Annotated in this window: 15 protein-coding genes and 1 pseudogene; 5 read left to right on the top strand and 11 right to left on the bottom strand. The window is 61.0% G+C overall.

The window, feature by feature from the left end:
* Positions 1 to 77: 77 nt before the first annotated feature.
* The 6 genes from QCBJ_RS10790 to QCBJ_RS10765 form a co-directional block, all read right to left on the bottom strand.
* A complete protein-coding gene (locus QCBJ_RS10790; RefSeq protein ID WP_102060796.1) occupies positions 78 to 737 on the bottom strand; it encodes a helix-turn-helix domain-containing protein in 660 nt (219 codons plus the stop codon).
* Positions 738 to 768: 31 nt separating this feature from the next.
* Positions 769 to 1,464, bottom strand: a complete 696-nt coding sequence (locus QCBJ_RS10785; protein ID WP_046034683.1) for a hypothetical protein — start codon at positions 1,462 to 1,464, stop codon at positions 769 to 771.
* Positions 1,457 to 2,185, bottom strand: coding sequence for a winged helix-turn-helix domain-containing protein (locus QCBJ_RS10780; RefSeq protein ID WP_102060795.1), 729 nt, complete (start codon positions 2,183 to 2,185; stop codon positions 1,457 to 1,459). Before QCBJ_RS10780 ends, QCBJ_RS10785 begins: the two co-directional genes overlap by 8 nt.
* A gap of 360 nt (positions 2,186 to 2,545) precedes the next feature.
* A complete protein-coding gene (locus QCBJ_RS10775) occupies positions 2,546 to 3,850 on the bottom strand; it encodes an ATP-binding protein (protein WP_102060794.1) in 1,305 nt (434 codons plus the stop codon).
* An 11-nt stretch (positions 3,851 to 3,861) separates the two neighbouring features.
* Positions 3,862 to 4,602: a response regulator gene (locus QCBJ_RS10770; protein ID WP_102060793.1), complete on the bottom strand. Its 741-nt coding sequence runs from the start codon at positions 4,600 to 4,602 to the stop codon at positions 3,862 to 3,864.
* A gap of 168 nt (positions 4,603 to 4,770) precedes the next feature.
* Entirely contained in the window at positions 4,771 to 6,183 is a 1,413-nt protein-coding gene (locus tag QCBJ_RS10765) for a PLP-dependent aminotransferase family protein (protein ID WP_012724799.1), read from the bottom strand.
* Between the two features lie 123 nt (positions 6,184 to 6,306).
* Between QCBJ_RS10765 and QCBJ_RS10760 the strand changes: the two genes are divergently transcribed.
* The 3 genes from QCBJ_RS10760 (at position 6,307) to QCBJ_RS10750 (ending at position 9,358) form a co-directional block, all read left to right on the top strand.
* A complete protein-coding gene (locus tag QCBJ_RS10760) occupies positions 6,307 to 6,939 on the top strand; it encodes a LysE family translocator (protein ID WP_102060792.1) in 633 nt (210 codons plus the stop codon).
* A gap of 82 nt (positions 6,940 to 7,021) precedes the next feature.
* The gene (locus QCBJ_RS10755) at positions 7,022 to 8,080 is read left to right on the top strand and encodes a diguanylate cyclase (RefSeq protein ID WP_046034688.1); all 1,059 of its coding nucleotides are present in this window, start codon (positions 7,022 to 7,024) and stop codon (positions 8,078 to 8,080) included.
* A 48-nt stretch (positions 8,081 to 8,128) separates the two neighbouring features.
* Positions 8,129 to 9,358 carry a M20/M25/M40 family metallo-hydrolase gene (locus tag QCBJ_RS10750; RefSeq protein ID WP_043205493.1) on the top strand — a complete coding sequence of 410 codons (1,230 nt, stop codon included), beginning with the start codon at positions 8,129 to 8,131 and terminating at the stop codon, positions 9,356 to 9,358.
* Between the two features lie 266 nt (positions 9,359 to 9,624).
* Here the strand turns inward: QCBJ_RS10750 and QCBJ_RS10745 are convergent, their stop codons facing one another.
* From QCBJ_RS10745 to QCBJ_RS10730, 4 genes and pseudogenes are all read right to left on the bottom strand, one after another.
* A complete protein-coding gene (locus tag QCBJ_RS10745) occupies positions 9,625 to 10,041 on the bottom strand; it encodes a hypothetical protein (protein ID WP_102060791.1) in 417 nt (138 codons plus the stop codon).
* Positions 10,042 to 10,049: 8 nt separating this feature from the next.
* A pseudogene (locus QCBJ_RS10740) lies at positions 10,050 to 10,466 on the bottom strand (hypothetical protein); the annotation flags it as partial.
* Positions 10,467 to 10,564: 98 nt separating this feature from the next.
* Positions 10,565 to 13,648, bottom strand: a complete 3,084-nt coding sequence (locus tag QCBJ_RS10735) for an efflux RND transporter permease subunit (RefSeq protein WP_046034691.1) — start codon at positions 13,646 to 13,648, stop codon at positions 10,565 to 10,567.
* Between the two features lie 2 nt (positions 13,649 to 13,650).
* Positions 13,651 to 14,757 (bottom strand): efflux RND transporter periplasmic adaptor subunit, encoded by a 1,107-nt coding sequence (locus QCBJ_RS10730; protein ID WP_012724793.1) that lies wholly within the window; start codon positions 14,755 to 14,757, stop codon positions 13,651 to 13,653.
* Positions 14,758 to 14,858: 101 nt separating this feature from the next.
* On the opposite strand from QCBJ_RS10730, the gene QCBJ_RS10725 reads away from it, so the two are divergent.
* Positions 14,859 to 16,064, top strand: coding sequence for a multidrug effflux MFS transporter (locus QCBJ_RS10725; protein ID WP_046034694.1), 1,206 nt, complete (start codon positions 14,859 to 14,861; stop codon positions 16,062 to 16,064).
* A 78-nt stretch (positions 16,065 to 16,142) separates the two neighbouring features.
* Positions 16,143 to 18,074, top strand: a complete 1,932-nt coding sequence (locus QCBJ_RS10720; protein ID WP_102060790.1) for a TonB-dependent receptor domain-containing protein — start codon at positions 16,143 to 16,145, stop codon at positions 18,072 to 18,074.
* On the opposite strand, the gene QCBJ_RS10715 is transcribed toward QCBJ_RS10720, so the two are convergent.
* On the bottom strand, positions 18,071 to 19,390 hold the full coding sequence (locus tag QCBJ_RS10715) for a HAMP domain-containing sensor histidine kinase (RefSeq protein WP_102060789.1): 1,320 nt from the start codon (positions 19,388 to 19,390) through the stop codon (positions 18,071 to 18,073). The two genes, QCBJ_RS10720 and QCBJ_RS10715, sit on opposite strands and share 4 nt — an antisense overlap.
* Positions 19,391 to 19,402 lie beyond the last annotated feature (12 nt).

Below are 19,402 nucleotides of genomic sequence, written 5' to 3'. Positions count from 1 at the left end.
GAGTGTTATAAAAGGACGGGTATAAGCGTGTGTTAATAGGCAGGGTGAGTGATAAAGTGATCGTTATTTTTATATGGTTAACGGCGTGGCTGAGCCAGCTCGAGCGGCTTCTTGATTTTTTGCGTCAGGCAATAACCACGGTTTCTGACGGCGCGAAACAAACGCTCACCGTCGTTGGCGCGCTTGAACTTTTCCTGCAGCCGGCTCAGGCACATTTCCAACCCGCGATATAACTCGGGTTCGCGGCCTATATTACGGATCAGCTCTTCTTTGCTGACCACGCGTTCTTCATGGTGGAGCATTTTTTTAATCAGCGCGGATTCAATGGTGGTCAATGAAATACGCAGGCCGCCCTTGACCAGGGTGCGATCATGTTGGGTCAGCAGCCAGAAATCCTGTGGGTACTGCTGAGTGCGCTCAGGGTTTATTTCCGGAGGCGGAGTATGGTTATTCGGCGCGCTGTCATGATCCTTTGGCAGGGGCATTCTGGATTCTTGTCTCACAGCGTTAAAAGGGTGTGAGGGTAAGAGGCGGGTATGGGTAATGCTGTAGGTATTCAGGCGCGGGGTGGCATTGGGGCTGGCAGACCGTGGGTTGAATAACAGCTGTTCAGCGTCTGCCTGGCTTGTCGCCGCTGCGTTTACATCGTAGTGGAACAACTCGGCATTGGGGGTGAAGTCGTGCAATGCGATAGCAGGAAGTGTGGGCGTGAAGGCGTATTTCTTGAGGGAGCTCATAGTGTCCACCGAGAGTAGGAAGGTGCAGTTGTTATAGGCAGTCAGCAGGGGAGTAATAACCGCCCTGAAAGTATTCGAAAGGCAGGTGTTTAGCCAGCAGCGCACTGTCGGCAAACTCGACAGTGTCGGCAATAAAGCACACCCGCGCCGTATTGATCAGCGCCAGCATGCGGTCGTAGAGCCGATCGAACAGGTCGGAGCGTGTATTCAGGCTCAGCCGCAGGGCGGAATCCGGAAAGGGCATTTTTATGTAGTTGTAGAGTTCGAGATCGATCAGCAGGTCGGCCTGCTTTGTATCAAGTCTGTAATTGTTGTAGGCGAGGGTGATGCCGCATTGGTCTTTCAATTTATATAACTGGCGCACCATGGCCCTGCGTTCAACCGGGCTGGGCAGGGCATCCAGAGGGTTGTCGATGCAGAGGGTCAAGGGGGGGCTGTGCTTCTCCAGTGATTGGGCAGTCTGAACAATTTGTTTGTGCAGGTCTGCGTTCATTAAGGCGGCTTGGTCAATGTGCAGGAACTTATGACTGCGCGAAGGAGGGGAGACGCTGCGCCGTACATCTATACGGTGTAGCGCTTCCTTATAGGCAGTTTCAGGTAACGCGCGAGTGTGCGGCCACGCTATGCGGATTTCACTGCCCCAGAGTGCATGGCTGCGATCAACGATAGCCTGCCTGACAATGTTGAAGTCCACCGAGTGGGCAGGGGGGATTTTCTCGCTATTCACGATTCGACCGCTCCTTGGCGGATTGGAAATGGCCGGTGCATATAAGACCCCGGCTTAGTTTGTACCCATAACCGCGAATATTCTGGATGATGTTTTCACCGTAGTGCGCCTTGATTTTACTGCGCAGTCGGCTGATAGACTTTTCCATCGCTCTGGAGTCGTAGTATTTGGTATTCAAACCCATGACGGCGGCGATCTCGTTGTGACTGAGCAGTCGCCGTTGGATAAGGGCTTCCAATACACTCATTTCAACAAAGGATATTTCCAGTTTTTTGCCGTCGCCATAAATGCACATGCGGTCTTGATCGAGTACCAAGCCACACTGATTCAGTCGTGCACTCTCGCTGAGGAATGCATCAAACAGGCTCAATTTTTTCTCAGGGGGGGTGTCGACCACCTTGATGCAGTAATCCGCGCCTGCCAGGTAGTATTTTGTTTTGCTCAGGGTTGAGGCAAAGGTGACAACGACAAATATGGTGCAGCCGGGATTGTTGTTTCTGGTCTTTCTTATTATGTCCAGTGTCTGGCTACTGGCCGAGGGTGTGTCAATTTCTATGATGATTGCGCGGTAATCACCGTGACTTTCCTGGGTGTCAATGAGTTGTTCGTAGTAACGTGTATCGACTTTCAAATCATCCGTTACAGTGCGAACTATAAACTCCCGAAAGTCCTCCGATTTCGATTGAGTCCGTGCAATAGCGAGGACGTTGGAAAAATGCATCACCTACTCCCTTTTCCGGCATGCAAGGCCGTCAGTTCATTCGCTGCCAGCGTTTAGATACTAATCGAATTGATTCCGCTAAAACGTGACAAATTTTAACATTCGCCACTTTATTTGCGGGGGGGCGGAGCGAGGGGAGAGGGGGGTGTTGTGGGGAAGTTTGTACGGTATTGCACATATGCTAGTGCAGTTTTTAGTGTGCGATAAATATTTTAGGTCAATGGGTTAGCGACGGCGGACGGTTAAATATTATCAATAATGAGGGGGGCTCAATGCGCCCCTTTCAAACTCTCAGGCTGTAGCGTCTAACTCAGCAGCCACACCCGGACGCGCACCTGAGCAGCTCAAGTTCCCCACGGCTTAAAACCCAAGGCGAATCTCGGCACATAATCCACCTCCCGAACGATTGCTCAAGGTCAACGACCCGCCTATGGCGACGGTCAGTTGCTGTGCAATTGCCAGCCCCAGGCCCGTACCACCGGTGCCGCGATTGCGAGAGCTTTCCACCCGGTAAAACGGCTGCATCACCTGCACCAGTTCGTCCTCGGCAATCCCCGGCCCGCGATCCAGCACCTTGATCGACAATTCCCCGTTTGTCGTCGAGCCCACTACCAGCTCTGCACTGCCTGCGAACTTCAGGGCGTTGTCCACCAGGTTCACCAGCACCCGGCGCAGGGCGTGGGGGCGAGTGTCGAGTACCACCGCGCTTTTACCGGAGAGGCTCACCTGCTTGTGCATGTCCTGGTAGTCAAACACCAGGCTGTCGAGAAACGCATCGAGGTTGATTCGGTGGCTGGCTTCGCTGGCACCATGAACGCTGCGCGCATAGGCCACGCCTTCGCGCACCAGGTGTTCCATTTCGCCGAGGTCGCTCCAGAGTTTGTCGCGGTCGGCGGAGTCTTCCATGAATTCGGCACGCAATTTCATGCGGGTTATCGGGGTTTGCAGGTCATGGGAAATCGCCGCGAGAATCTGCATGCGTTCCTTGAGGTATTCGGCGATGCGCTGTTGCATTGCATTGAACGCGGCGGCGGCATGCGCGACTTCCGTTGGGCCGGTTTCGTCCAGCGCAGTGGGGTGGGCATTCGGGTCGAGGGTCTCTACCGCCCGCGCCAAACGGGTCAGGGGGCGTATGGCCAGGCGCACGGCGAACCACGTGCAGCCCAGCAGCAGCGCAAGCTGGAGCACCAGCACCACGGGCAGCCAGTAGGCGACGGGCATAGCCGCAGGACGCACGTCGAGGGTGATCGGGCTGCCATCGGCCAGGGTCAGGTGCGCCTGGAAATGCTTTTGCAGGCCGGGGATGTCACGGAAGGTCAGCGCGTAGTGTTCGCCCAGCGCGTCCGCGATCGAGGTGGCGGCCATGGGCATATCGTCGCTGCGCATCGGCTCGCCGGTTTCTCCGGCATTGAGCAGGTACCGGTAATTCTGCCGGTCGAGGCGCGGCAGCCAGCTGGCGCGTTCGTTGGCGGGTAGACGGTCGAGGATGGCGACTGAGGTGGAGACATCGTTTTCCAGGTTGCCCAACATGGCGGTGCGCGTGCTGATATAGCGCTCGTAGAACTGCGCACTGAACGACAACCCATGGGCGCACACCAGGCTGATCAAGAAGATCAGTGACAACTGCGACGCCAACGTGCGCGGCCAGCCCAAGCGCAGTCTCATAAACCGTGGCGTCATTGATCGGCCCCGAGGATTTCCACCGGCAAGGAGAACACATAGCGCTCACTGCGCACGGTCTTGATACAGGCCGGCTCACGGGCGTCATCCAGCAGGCGTTGGCGCAGGCGGCTCACCAGCAGGTCGATGGAACGGTCAAACAGATCGGCGTCGCGGCCTTGGGTCAGGTTGAGCAACTGGTCGCGATTGAGCACGCGCTGGGGGTGGTCGAGGAACACCCGCAGCAGGCGGTATTCGGCGCCGCTCAGGGCCACCAGGGTGCCGTCTGCGTCGAGCAGATGGCGCGCGGTGGTGTCCAGTCGCCAGCGACCAAACCGGATCAGGCGCCCGGTTTCGCTGACCAGCAGGTTCGGCGGCAACATGCGTGTGCGGCGTAACACGGCGTTGATGCGCGCCAACAGTTCACGGGCCGCGAAGGGTTTGACCAGGTAGTCGTCGGCGCCCATTTCCAGGCCGATGATGCGGTCGGTTTCATCGTTGCGCGCAGTGAGCATCAGCACCGGTGTGGCCTTGTGCTTGCCCACCCGCAGCTCGCGGCACAGCTGCAAACCGTCGTCGCCGGGCATCATGATGTCCAGCACGATGAGGTCTACCGGTGTCGTGTCGAGGAAACTGCGCATCTGGCGGCCGTCGGCGACCACGGTGGTGCGCATACCGTTTTTCTTCAGGTAGTTGCCTACCAGCTCGCGGATCTCCCGGTCGTCATCGACGATCAGGATGTGATCGACATGATCCATGCTGCCTGCCTCGTTAAATACTCAGTGGAGCGCAGTCTAGCCACTGGCGACGGCCTTGCCTTGTGCCCTTTGTATTGCAGTGTATCCGGCTATAACGGAGATACATGACGAAGCAAAATCGGGCACACGCAGGGATGCGCGAGTTGTGGCTGGTCGGTTACGGCAGGCTCAAGGGCCATGGGAAGCCCTGAGCAACAGCGCTTCGAATACCTGTTGCACCTGCGGCTCATCACTGTGGGCCACATTAAAACGCATCGAGTCGCGGTGCGCCGCGTCATAGCCGAACAGCGCACCGGGCGCCAGCACCATGCCGTGTTTCAAGGCCGCCTGGGCCAGAAGCTCGCCGTTGATTCCGGGCGGCAGGCGCGCCCAGATGAACATTCCGCCCTCATAACCCATGGGCAGTTCGCAGCCGCAACGCTTAAGCCATTGTTCGACCCGTCCACCGGCCTCCATCAAGCGCTGCACCATGCGCTTGCGGTGCTTGGCGTAGCTGCCTTCGCTGAGCATGCGGTACACGATCTGCTCGAACAGCTCGGAGGTCACGCCGCCGCTCATCAGCTTCATATTGGTCAGGTTGGCCGCCAGTTGCGGTGCGGCGACCACGAAGCTGACGCGGGCGTTGGCGCTGAGGGTCTTGGAAAAACCCGACAGGTAGGTGACCTGGTCCAGGCCGGCGAGCGCGGCCAGGCGCGGCGGTGGGGTGGGGTGCAGGTCGCCGTAGAGGTCATCCTCGACGATATGGCAAGCGTATTGCTGGGTCAGTTGCAGCAGGCGAAATGCCTGGCCGGGGCTGAAGGAATGGCCGGTGGGGTTGTGCAGTATGCCGGTGGTGAGGTACAGGCTGGGGCGGTGCTCAGCCAAAAGCTGTTCGAGGGCATTGAAGTCAAAACCATCGGGCCGGCGTTGGATCGTTACCACCTTGACCCCGTGCAGCGCCAGGTTGGCGTGGAAGTTAAAGTAGCACGGCGCATCCAGCAGCACGGTGTCGCCGGGCCGTGCCAGCAAGCGCATGAGCATGTCCAGGCCTTGCACGGTATTTGGCGTGGTGATGATCTGGTCCACCGGCACCGACAGGCCTTCACCGTGCAGCTTCTGTTGCAGCGCCTGGCGCAACGGCAGCAGCCCGGCCGGCGTGCCCAGCCCGGCGATGCGCAACGACGGCGCACGCACCACGCTGCGCATGGCTTGACGAATGGCGTCGCTGTCCAGCCACGCCTCGGGCAAGTGGCCGCCGCCGGGGCGCAGTTCGCCGTAGACCGTTGCGAGGGGGCGGCGCAATACGCTGAGCAGGTCCTGAGGCAGCAAATCAACCCAGTTTGTCGTGGCCGTATGGACGCGGTCCACGGTCACGAAATAGCCACGGCCTTGGCTGGACGTGAGCAGATTGCGCCCGCGCAGGCGGTCGAGGGCTTCGTTGAGGGTGAACTTGCTCACGCCCAGGGTCTGGGTCAGTTCGCGCACCGAGGGCAACTTGCTGCCGGCAGCCCATTCGCCGTTTTCGATGGCCCGGCTGAATGCCTCGACGATCTGTTGCACCTTGGGGGTGCCCTCGACAAAGGCAATGGCCGATACGAACATGCGACTTCCTTATCTTTACTGGTAATTTTACCGGTGAAGTTCGGGCGGATTAGGCCTCACTTTACCTGCCTTGTGCAAGGGCAAATGCCTAGACTGCAGGCTCTCTTCCCCAGGTCCCCGGCCATGACAAGTGCGTTAACCCTTTCTTCGTTTCTGTACTTCCTGCTGTTTAGCGCAACCATGACGTTCAGCCCCGGCCCCATGACCCTGATGCTGTTGAGCCTGGGCCTGCGCGACGGCCTGCGCCGTTCGATCCCGGCGCAGATCGGCGCGAGTGTGGCGTACCTGATATCGATCCTGATCTTTGCCGTGGGCTTTTCCGAGCTGGTCAAGGGCTACCCTGTCATCACGCAGGCAATCCAGGTGGTGGGCGTGGCGTATATCCTTCACCTCGCCTACAAACAGTGGACCAGCAGCGGCGTGGTGATCGACCGGATCGGTCACGTGGAAGCTGCGCGCAACCTGTTTGGCAAAGGGTTGCTGACCGGGTTTTCCAACCCCAAGACCCTCATCATGTTCAGCGCGGTATTCCCCCAGTTTGCCGGGACCGGCGAGCACCGTTCGACGCTGGATATCGCGATCCTCGGGCTGACGTTCCTGCTGCTGCAATTCGCCAGCGGCTGCCTGTATTGCTACTTCGGCCAGCGCATCAAGCATGTGCTGGAAGACCCCAAGCGGCGTGTGGTGTTGCAGCGCATCACGGCAGTGCTGCTGCTGGGCGTGGCGCTGATGCTGGCGCGGGGCTTTGCCCACTGAGGACGCCGAGCTTATCAGCGGTAGTGGCTAATTGCCGGTGCCCTGATAGACTCCTGGCATTCACTCAGGATTTCATCTCACCATGTCAGCTGCAGAAGGAACCGGACTTCCGCTCGCTTCACGGCTGTACAGATCCCGCCTGCTTGGGCTGACGCTCGGGTTGGTGTGCGTGGTGTTCGGGATGTATCCCCTGGACCCTGCCGGGTGGGTGTGGGCGTGGATGCTGATCAACGCGTTTGTCTGGCCGCACCTGGCTTTTCAACTGAGCGTGCGCACCACCAACGCACTGCGCAGCGAACGGCGCAACCTGCTGTTTGATTCCTTTTGCGGTGGGTTCTGGGTCGGTGCCATGCACTTCAACCCGTTGCCCAGTGTGACCACCTTGTCGATGATGACCATGAACAACGTGGCCATTGGCGGCCCCCGTTTCATGCTGGCCGGGTGGGTGGCGCAGGCGCTGGGTATCGGCACCTCGTGGCTGTTGTTCGCCCCGGCCTTTATCGCCGTGACCACCCAGGTTCAGCTTTACGCCTGCCTGCCAATCCTGATGGTGTATCCGCTGGCATTGGGTTGGATCTGCTACCGCCAGGCGGTGACGCTGGCGCGACACAAGCGCGAGCTATTGGCGTTGAGCCGCACCGACAGCCTGTCCGGACTGCTCAACCATGGCGCCTGGAAAGACCACCTTGAGCTTGAATTCCAGCGCTGCCGCCGGGGTTGCGCCGGCGCCGCCATTGCCTTGATCGACATTGATCACTTCAAGATCATCAACGACACCTACGGCCATGTCACCGGCGATATCGTCCTGCGCCAACTCAGTAAAGTCCTGCGCCAGAACCTGCGCGCCACCGACCTCGCCGGGCGTTACGGTGGCGACGAGTTCTGTGTGATCCTGCCGGGCATGCCTCTCAACCGCGCCACCGAAGTGATGGATGCGCTGCGCGACCGCTTCAACGCCTTGGCCTACGCCCAGGACCCGACGTTGCGCGCGAGCTTGAGCATCGGCCTGGCGCCGTATCAACCGAGCCATGCGGATTCGACACACTGGTTGAATGATGCCGACCAAGCGTTGTACGAAGCCAAGAGCAGTGGGCGAAACCGCGTGAGTTCCGTGCAGGGGAGTTGGTTGCGATCGGTCTAGTGGGGTAGGGTGTCACGGCACCCTCCAACAACAATCAAGGATCGGTTCATGCTCTTCAACTTCTCGCGTACCCTCCTGGCCGCCACCCTGGCCGTGTCCTTCGCCGTGCCGGCCTACAGTGCCGAACCCCACAAACAGATCCAGGCACATGCCGAACAGTACAAGGCCGAGGCGTTGAAGCTGTTGGAACGCCTGGTGAATATCGACTCGGGTTCGGGGTATGAGCCGGGCCTGACGCAAGTGCGCGATATCGCCGTGGACGAGCTGAAACAGCTGGGCTTTGCTATTGAACAGGTGCCGGATAAAGCGGCCAACAACAGCCACGTGGTTGCCACCCTCAAAGGCACCGGCAAGGCCAAGATCCTGCTGATGGCCCACATGGACACCGTCTTCAAGGAAGGCTCGGCGGCCGAGCGCCCGTTCCACATCAAGGACGGCCGCGCCTATGGCCCCGGCGTGATGGATGACAAGGGCGGCATCGTCGCCGGCATCTACGCGCTCAAAGTCCTCAAGGACCAGGGCTTCAAGGACTACGCGCAAATCACCTTCCTGCTCGACGCCAGCGAAGAAACCGGCTCCGATGCGGCCTCCGAGCTGATCCGCAACACCGCCAAGGCCCACGACGTCACCCTCAACCTCGAACCCGGCCGCCCCGCCGACGGCCTGGTGGTGTGGCGCAAAGGCAGCGCCACCGCCGTGGTCGAAGTCAAAGGCAAAGCCGCCCACGCCGGTGTCGCCCCGGAACTTGGCCGCAACGCGGCGATGGAGGTTGCGCACCAGATCCTGCAACTCGGCAAGCTGGGGGATGAAGAGAAGAAAACCACCATCAACTTTACTGTGCTCAAGGCCGGCGACCGCACCAACGTCATCCCCGACCAGGCCACGGCCAAGGCGGATGTACGCGCGGCGTTGCCGGAAGAATTTGATCGCATCGAGAAAGATTTAGTGCGGGTGTCGGCGAATAAGCTGATCCCGGACACTGAAGTCACCACCAGCTTGAAACGTGGCTTGCCGCCCATGCCGCAGACGGCGGAGTCGGACAAGTTGGTGGCGATTGCCCAGGGGATTTATGGGGAACTGGGCAAGAAACTGACGATTGAAGGCAGCGGCGGGGCGGCGGACGCGAGTTTGTCAGCTGGGGTAGGAACACCGACGTTGGATGGGTTCGGGATTGTCGGGGGGAATATTCATACCCCGGAGGAGTATGCCGAGGTGGAGAGTGTCGTGCCGCGGGTTTATTTGCTTAGCCGCATGATTATGGAGCTTTCGAAGCGGTGATTGGGGCGGAGGGCTCATCCGGTGGGTTTGGGTGAGCACCTCATTCAGGGGTGAGTGGGTACTTTTTGGGGTGAGCAGGTTCGTGTGGTGAACACGCTTCTGTGGTGAGCAGGCTTGCCCTGCGCTGGGTTGCGCAGCAGCCCCAAAACAGACAATGCCGCTTAACCTGAAAGTACCCACTGCCTGCACTGGGGCCGCTTCGCGGCCCAACGCGAGCAAGCTCGCTCGCCACAGTGGGGGCGGTGCTGTTCTCGAGGGCGTTGGTGTTACCAAGTTGACTGGGCTTCGAGGCTGGCTTTTTGGAGATCATCTTTCCAGACCTCGTTGGCGAGTCTATAGATGTCGGCGAAGAAACCTCGGGGGTCGGCTATTTCTGTTTCGTTCCAGGCCATGGTTATGTATTCGTCGTAATCGTTTTCAAATTCTTTCGAAAAATCAAATTCGGAATTGTCTAGTGCATCTCTGAGAGCAGAGATCAATATAAAACGATGCCTGTAGGAAAGGTACATAAGGTCTTTCAGGATGAAAGAAACTATGATTTTTTCCCTATCTTCTTGATTGTTGGGGTCGTACTTCCATAGCTCTTTTCCAATTGTTTCCTCAAGGTCGTATATCGATAATGCACCTAATATATGAGAGATATTAGGGACGTATGGAGTGTTCATAAAAGGGCATTTCAGCATCGTCTGCTCAACATCCGTATCCAACTGGATATCGCCGACAAATAAATAAACATCAGCGGCTCATCGCTGAGCACCAGCAGGCCGTGGGCAATCGAGTTTTTACCGAGTTTCAGCAGTTCATCCAGTTCGGTCTGGGAGATGTACTGAGCGCTCTGGAATATATGCACCAGGGTCAATTTGCCATTGGCCTGGCACATAGCGACGATGCTGCTTGGGTAAAGAGAGCGGTTGATCGGCGCGACCAGCGCCACTTCATCCCCGACCTTGAAGACTTGCTCGACATCCAGCGCCGAAAAGCTCCAAAAGCTCGAAGCCCAGTCATCAAAGGTATTCAGGCACTCCCGGAAATCGCGAAAGACGCTCTCGACATCGACCGTCTTCACATCCATTGGGGTCAGGGCCAGCCTGCCAATGGCCGGGGTCAAGAAACAGCTCCAACAACAAGAAAATCCATCTGCAATCCCTCGCACTGTGTAATCAGGCGAGGGACTTTGCGGACCTTTTCAGGGGAAGGGAGTAGAGCTTATCCGGCCGTTACGTGGGAAGTTTCGACAACTTTCGTCTTCTCCCGCCCCAGCACCAGGCTGCACAGCGCCGGCAAGAACAACAGCGTCAACACCGTGCCCACCAGCACTCCGCCAATCAGCACATAGGCCAGGGACGACCAGAACACCGACAACGTCAGCGGAATAAACGCCAGCGCCGCCGCCAACGCGGTCAGGATCACCGGCCGTGCGCGTCGCACCGTGGCTTCAATAATCGCCTCGCGAATCGGCATGCCGTGGTCCTGGTTCTGGCGAATCTGGTCGGTAAAGATCAGCGTGTTGCGCATCAGAATCCCGCCAATCCCGATCAAACCCAGAATCGCGTTGAAGCCGAACGGCTGGTTGAACAGCAGCAAGGTCGGCACCGCGCCAATCAAACCCAGTGGTGCAGTGGCGAAGACCATGAACATCACACCGAACGAGCGCACCTGGAACATGATCACCGTGAGGGTCAGCAGGATCATGATCGGGAACAGCGCGGCCAGGGCGACGTTGGCCTTGGCGCTTTCTTCCACTGGGCCGCCGATGTCGATCTGGTACCCGGTAGGCAGCTTGGCGATCAGCGGCTGCAGGTCTTTGTACACGGCCATTTCCACGTCGGGCGGTTGCACGCCGTCGATGATGTCGGCGCGCACTTCGACGGTGGTCGCGCGGTTGCGGCGCTTGAGGATCGGTTCCTCCATCACCGCCTGGAAATGCCCGACCTGGGCAAGCGGCACCGAGGTGCCGGCGCTGTTGGTGAGGGTCATGTTGTTGAGGTTGCCGAGGTCCTCGCGTTGGTTGCCCTGGGCGCGCGCGACCACCGACACAGTGCGGTTGCCTTCACGCACTTCGGTGATCGGGTTGCCGCTGAGCAAGGCGTTGAGCTGGGATTTCACCTCGTTGGGGGTGAAGCCCAGCAGGCGCAGACGGTCTTGATCCAGTACCAGGCGATAACCGCTGGTGCGCTCGCCCCAATCAAGGAAGGCGTCCTTGGTCAGTGTGTTGGCGGCGACGACCTTGCGCACGTCCTCGGACAGACCGCGAACGACGTCCACATTCGGGCCGGAAACACGGAACACCACCGGGAACGGCACGGGCGGGCCGAACAGCAGTTGCGTCACGCGCACCCGTGCCGAGGGAAACTCACCGGCGGCGATGCGTTCACGCATGCGTACTTTCAGCGCGTCGCGGGCATGGGAGTCCGGGGTTTGGACGATCAGTTTGGCGAACGCCGGGTCCGGCATTTCGGGGTTCAGCGACAGGAAAAAGCGCGGTGCACCGCCGCCCACATAGGTGTCGACCAGGGTCGTTTGCGGCTCTTGCAGCAGCGCCTTTTCCAGTTGCGCAGCCACCGCTTCGGTACTTTTGAAGGCGCTGCCCGGCGGCATATACACCTCAAGAATCAGCTCGGAACGGTCGGAGTTTGGGAAGAACTGCTTCTTCACCACACCCATGCCCGCCACGCACAGCACAAATGCGCCGACGACCAACCCGGTTACCAGCCAGCGCCGCTGCACGCAGGCTTGCACCAAACTGCGCAGTTTCTGGTAATAGCGCCCGGCGTAAATCGCATCATGGCCGCCGGGCACCGGCTTGATCTGTGGCAGCAGCTTCACGCCCAGGTACGGCGTGAACACCACCGCCACCAACCATGAAGCAATCAGTGCAAACCCGACGATCCAGAAGATATTGCCGGCGTATTCCCCCGCACCGGAACGCGCGAAGCCTACCGGCAGGAAGCCAATAATGGTCACTAAGGTGCCGGTCAACATTGGCGCTGCCGTGGAGCTCCAGGCAAAGGTCGCCGCGTGAATCCGGTCGAAGCCTTCCTCAAGCTTCACCACCATCATTTCGATGGCGATGATTGCGTCATCCACCAGCAGCCCCAGGGAAATGATCAGCGCGCCCAGGGTAATGCGGTCGAATTCACGCCCGGTGAGCAGCATGATCACAAACACCACCGACAAGGTCAGCGGCACCGCCGCCGCCACCACCAGCCCGACGCGAAAGCCCAGGGCCAACAGGCTGATCACCATCACCACCGCCAGGGCGACGAAGAATTTCAGCATGAACTCGTTCACCGCCAGGCTGATGTTTTTCGCCTGGTCGGAGACCTTGGCGAAATTCACGCCCAGCGGCAGGTCGGCCTGGATCTTGGCTTCCTGGGCCTTGAGGCTCTTGTCCAGGTCGAGGCCGTTCCAGTGTTTCTCCATGATCACGCCGAGCATCAACGCCGGGTCGCCCTGATGGCGGATACGGTAGCTGGGCGGGTCTTCATAGCCTCGGCTGACGCTGGCCACATCGGCGATGCGCAATAGACGGCCGTTGACTTGCAGGGGCACGTTTTCAATCAGCGCCAGGCTGTCGAACGCGCCGTCGATGCGAATGTAGGCGCGGGCGCCGGCCGTCTCGACAAACCCCGACGGCGCCACGGCGTTCTGGGCGGCGAGGGCGGCAAAGATCTGGTCCGGCTTGATACCCAGCGTTGCCAGGCGCTCATAGGAAAACTCGACAAAGATCCGCTGCGCCTGCTCACCGAGGATATTGACCTTCTTCACCCCCGGCAGGTTGAGGAAACCCTGGCGCAGGTCTTCGGCCATCTGCACCTGTTGGCGGTGGGGCAAGTGCTCGGCTTCCAAGGCGTACAACGCAAAGTACACATCGGAATACTCATCGTTGAAGAAGGGGCCGATCACGCCGCTGGGCAACCTGGCGGCTTCATCGCTGAGTTTCTTGCGGGTCTGGTAGAACAGCTCCTGGACCTCGCTGGGGCGCGTGGACTCCTTGTAGGTCATGCGCATCGACACGAAGCCCGGCTGGGCGATGGTCTCCACGCGGTCGTAGTAGTCCAGCTCCTGCAGGCGTTTTTCCAGGCGGTCGGCCACCTGCTCCTGCATTTCCTGGGCGGTCGCGCCCGGCCAGGCGGCGGTGATGGTCATCACCTTGACCGTGAATAACGGGTCTTCGGCGCGCCCCAGCTTGCCGAACGAGAAGACCCCGGCGGCGAGGATCGCAATGATCAGGAACAACGTGACCGCGCGATGCTTGACCGCCAGTTCCGAGAGGTTGATACCGCGCATGCTCAGTTTTCCTGTTTGCGGTTGAGGGCCAGCACTTGGGCGGGCAAGAGACGCACCGCGTCACCGCTGTGCAGCAGGTGCGCGCCGAGGGCAACGATGAGCTGTCCGGGCGTAACGCCGCTGTCGAGCAGGGCCTCTTCCTGGCCGAGGCTGGCGACGTTCACCGGGGCGAAGCTGACCTTGTCGTCTGCGCCGATCAGCCAGACGCCGGTGCCTTGTCCTGAGTCCTGCAGTGCGCCGATGGGCACGCGGGTTTGCGGCGCCTGGCCGTTGCCTTGCAGGCGCACGGTGATGGTGGAACCGAGGGCGAAACGGTCGACGGCGCCGTGCAATACGTAGCGGGCGCGGTAGGTGCGGGTGGTCGGGTCGGCGCTGGCGGACAGTTCGCGCAGGGTGGCGATCACCGCCTGGTCCGGGGCGCCGAAGGGGAAGGCCAAGGCTTTTTGTGCGGCCTGGTCGCGCTGGTTTTCCGGCAGGTTGACGATGGCTTCGCGGGCGCCGTCATGGGCCAGGCGCGCAACGATCTGCCCTTCGGCGACCACCTGGCCACGGTCCGCCCGCACGTCGGTGATGATGCCGTCGCCGTCGGCCTTGAGGACGGAATAGGTGCGGCGGTTTTCGATCTGGCTGGCGTCGGATTGTGCGGCGGCGAGCTCGGCTTCGGCGACGCGCAGGTTGGTCGCCGATTGGTCGAAGATCTGCCGTGACACCGCGCCGGTACTGGCCAGGCGTTGGTAACGGTTTTCGTCGTCGCGGCGCTGGCGCAGTTGCGCCTGGGCGGCGTTGACGCGGTTCTTCGCCGAGCGCAGGGCCAGTTCGAAGTCGCCGATGTCCAGCACCAGCAGGGTGTCGCCACGGGACACGTGCTGGCCGGGGTCGACTTTACGCTCGATGACCTTGCCGCTGACCCGGAACCCCAGGTCGCTTTCGGTGCGCGCCGCGACCACGCCGGTGTAGGCGCTTTGCTGGGTGCCGGCGGCTTCGACTTTGGCGGCGAGGACCGGGCGTGGCTGGGGCACTTCAGCGGCGGTATCGGCCTTGCTGTTGCAGCCATTGAGGACGATCAACAGCGCCAGGGGCGTGACAAGACGCAAGGGGAGAGGGTGCATGGCGGGCTCCGGGGTGACTAGGGGGCAAAAAATTATGGACATAATTTTTTACGCATATTATGGTCGAAATATAAATTAATCCAGCCCCCCGGATGCCCTCCATGACGAACGCCCCGGTCCCATCACGAAGCCTGTTGTTTCTACTGGTGGCCCTGACCGCGCTGGGAGAGGTTTCGACCCAATTGATCATTCCCGGCCTTGGCGCCATTGAGCAGGCGTTGGCCGCTCCCGCCGGTTCCGCGCTGATGGCGCTGTCGGCGTTTGTGGCAGCCTTTGGCCTCGGTCAATTGCTGTTCGGGCCGCTGTCGGACCGTATCGGCCGGCGCCCGGTGCTTATTGGCGGCCTTGCGCTGTATGTGCTGGCGACCTTGTCGATGCTGCTGGTCGACGACATGTATCAATTCATCGCCGCCCGCGTGCTGCAAGGCCTCGGCGCCTGCGCCGCGCTGGTACTGGCGCGCACGGTGGTGCGCGATGTGTGGAAGGCCGAAGCGGGGCCGGCCCTGGCGTTGACCATGATCGGCATGCTCTACGCCATTGTGGTGGCGCCGATGGTCGGTGGGCTGCTGATCAAATTGTTCGGCTGGCACGCGCCGATCATCCTGGCGTTGACGATTGGCAGCGTGGTGTTGCTGCTGGCCGCGCTGTTCTTTCGCGAGAGCAACCACGCCCTCGACCCCAAGGCCGGCCACTGGCGCACCCTGGGCGGGCAATACCTGGATCTGCTCAAGGGTCGCCAGTACCGTGCGTTCGCCGTGGCCCTGGCGTGCACCTATGGCGCCATGTTTGCGGTGATCGCCGGTTCATCGACGGTGTTTATCAACTTACTGGGCTTCAGCAGCCTGGAGTACGGCATCAATTTCGGCCTGATCGTGTCGATGCTGATCGTCGGCTCCACCTACACCCGACGCAACATCATGCGCCTGGGGCCGCAGCGGATCGTGGCGATGGGCGTGGCGCTGGTGGCCTTCGGCGGGGTATTGGCCGTGGTCATTTATGCCCTGTTCGGCTTGTCGGCAGTCGGCCTGGATATCCCGATTGCCCTGGCCACCCTCGGCGGCGGCCTGGTCTTGCCCGGTTCGGTCACCGGCGGCGTGATGCCCAACGCACACCGCGCCGGGTTGGCGGCGGGGCTGATGGGGTTTTCGCAGATGTTCGGCGCCACCTGCAGCGGCGTGCTGTTGAGCCACCTGCGTGACGGCAGTGCCGCGCCGATGATCATCATCCAGGCGTGCTTTGCGGTGACGGCCTTCGTGGCGTTTCACCTGCTGCGCGAGCGGCGCACGGCCCTGGTGCCCAGCGTTTGAGTTGTCACACTTTGTCCAAGTTATTTTGACCTAGATGATTACGATTCTCTTTTGAGTCCAATCCTAAGGTCCACGCCCATGCTTGCTGCTTCTCGCTTCTCACCCCTGGCCCTGCTGGTTGCCGGCAGCCTCAACGCGCATGCCGACGAGCCCTTGGCGCTCAATGACGTCGTGGTGACGGCCTCCGGCTTTGCCCAAAGTGTGGAAGACGCGCCGGCCTCCGTCACGGTGATCGATGGCGAAGCGCTGCGCCGTAAATCCTACCGTGACCTCGGCGACGCAGTGCGCGACGTGGAGGGCGTGACGGTCAATGGCGGCGCGAATGAAACCGACATCTCCATCCGTGGCATGCCGGCTGACTACACGCTGATCATGGTCGACGGCAAACGCCAGAGCGCACGGGAGTCGCGGGTCAATGGCAACAGCGGCTACGAGCAAAGCTTCGTGCCGCCGGCCGCAGCCATCGAGCGTATCGAAGTGGTGCGCGGGCCGATGTCGTCGCTGTATGGCTCGGATGCGATCGGCGGTGTGATCAACGTGATCACACGCAAAGTCTCGCCGACCTGGGGCGGTTCGGTGGGTTACGACTATTCTGCACGCCAGCACAGCGACCAGGGCAATGCGCGCCAGACCCAGTTCTACCTCAGCGGCCCACTCAAGGAAGACTTCCTCGGCCTGCAGGTGTGGGGCCGTTACCTGGACCGCCAGGCCGACGACGATATCGAGCAGACCAATGGCTTTAGTAAGGCCGACCACCGTGACCTCACCGCACGCCTGGCCTTCACGCCGACCCTCGACCACGACATCCTGCTGGAAGCGGGCGCCACGCGCCTGAAGAACGGCGACGGCATGAGCGCCAACTGGGCCACCCGCGAGCAGGAAAACAACCGCGATCACTGGTCGCTGTCCCATCAGGGCCGTTGGGGCTGGGCCACCTCGGACGTCGCGTTGTCCCAGGAAACCTCCTCCCGCGAAGGTAAGGCCACCCCGGCGCAAACCGATATCTACGGGCGCAAACCCGAGATCAAGAACACCGTGTTCGATGCCAAGCTGGTGGTGCCCACTGCGCATAACGTCAGCACATTCGGCCTGCAATGGAATGAAAGCGAGTTGACCGACTGGAACCAGGGCCTGGGCGACCGCGTCGACTATAAATTCTCGGTGGTGCAAAAAGCCCTGTTTGCCGAGAACGAATGGTCGATGACCGACAGCTTTGCCCTCACCACCGGCCTGCGGTTGGACGAGCACGAAGAGTACGGCGCCCATCTCAGCCCAAGGGTCTACGGCGTCTGGCGCGCCACCGAACAGTGGACGCTCAAAGGTGGCATCGCCCGTGGTTTCAAGGCCCCGGAATTGCGTGCGGTGGTCGAGGACTACGCTTACCTGCGCCGCAACCGCTTCGTGATGTTCGGCAACCCCGACCTCAAGCCCGAGACCAGCACCAACTATGAAGTCTCGGCGTTGTGGAGCAACCGCGACAACCTGTCGGGCGGCGTCACGCTGTTCTACAACGACTTCCAGGACAAGCTCTCCACCGTCACCACCGACCGCCGCTGGAACACCTACACCATCATGGAGCGGGTCAACGTCGACAAAGCGATCATTCAGGGCGTGGAACTGAACGGCCAATGGGACATCAGCCCCAGCGTGTTGCTCAAGGCCAATTACACCTACACCGATTCGGAGCAGAAAAGCGGCGCCAACAAAGGCGCACCCCTGGCCCTCACGCCAGAGCAAAAGGCCAATGTGCGTAGCGAATGGACGATCAACGACCGCACCCAGGCCTGGGTTTCGCTGAGTTACTACGGTGAAGAAACCGGTAATACCATTACCGACGAACCGGCGCCGGGCTACACCACCGCCGACCTCGGAGGCTCCTTCGACGTGAACGATTCGCTGACCCTCAACGCCTCCCTCAACAACCTCACCGACAAGCGCCTGGACGATGAAACCTACGGCACGGTGAACTACGGCCGCACCCTGTGGATGGGCGCCACGCTCAACTTCTAAAGCGCCGCCGGCAATCGCACCACCGCGCACAGGCCGGCCGGTGGGCGATTCTCCAACACCAGTTCGCCGCCATGGGCCTGGATGCACGAGCGTGCAATCGCCAGGCCCAGCCCCACGCCGCCGTCGCTGACGCCACGCTGCACAAAGGGTTCGAACACCTTGGTGAGCCAGTCCTCGGGCAAGCCTTGGCCGTGGTCGAGAATCTCGATGCACAGCCAGCCGTTATCCTGGCGTGCCAGGCTCAACCGGGCATCACCGGCATGGTGCAGGGCGTTGTCGATCAGGTTGGTGAGGGCGCGTTTGAGCGCCAGGGGGCGACAGGTCAGCATCAGCGGCGGTGCGCCCGTCCAGTTGAGGGGCTGTTGCAGGCGTTGGTAACGCCTGGCCAAGTCGTCCAGCAGCGCGGTGAGTGACAGCGTGGTGGTGGGTTCTTGCACCGCATCGTCACGCACGAAGTTCAAGGTTTCGCGCACCATCGCACTCAACTCGCTGAGGCTTTCGAGCATGTCATCACGGGCCTCGCCGGGTTCGAGCAATTCCACCTGCAGGCGCAGTTCGGTGAGCGGCGTGTTCAGGTCATGGCTGACCGCTGCGAGCATCCGCGTGCGGCCTTCGACATGCCGGGCGAGGTTGGCCTGCATGGTGTTGAAGGCGGCGGTAAGGTCGCGGGCTTCCTGGGGGCCTTGTTCGGGCAGCGGCGCGATCCATTCCCCACGGCTGACGCGCGCGGTGGCCTGGGCCAGGGTCCGCACCGGGCGTACCACGCGGGCGATGAAAAACATCACGATCAACAGCACCGGCAGGGTCGTCACCGGCAGGCTGTAGGCCAATACCCGGCCCCATTCGTAGGCACCGGCGGGATATTGCACGGCGTTCAAGTAGCTGCCGTTGGGCAACGGGACGCTGGTGCGCAGGCGCAAGGGGGCCCAGCCGGCGGGGCTGAACACGTGGGTGCGCGCGTCGGCGCCGCTGACTCTTTCCAACTGCATGCCGATGGCTGCGGCGGGGTCCAGCTGCAGTTGGCTGCGCAGCTCGTCGGCCAGTCGCTGTTCTTCCGGGCGCAGCTCAAAGGGCGCGACTTCCGCCGTGTGGGCAATCCAGAAGCGCGTGTCGTCGGTGCCGATGGCGGCTAACAGGTGCTCGGTCTCACTCGGCGTCAGATCGATGGCTGCGTGATGGGCGGTGCTCAAGCGTTCCAGGCTGAAACGGCGGGACAACGGGTGGATCAGGCTGCCGGTGCGCTGCAGGAACAACATCGCGATGGCGTTTGAGGCCAATAGGGCCAGCAGCAACAGCAGGCTTAGCTGACGCGCCATCGTGCGCGGCCA

The organism is Pseudomonas sp. QC2 (assembly GCF_002859085.1).
Classification (GTDB): domain Bacteria; phylum Pseudomonadota; class Gammaproteobacteria; order Pseudomonadales; family Pseudomonadaceae; genus Aquipseudomonas; species Aquipseudomonas petroselini.
Note: the sequence above shows the minus strand (reverse complement) of the source record. Positions and strands in the feature narration are given on the sequence as shown.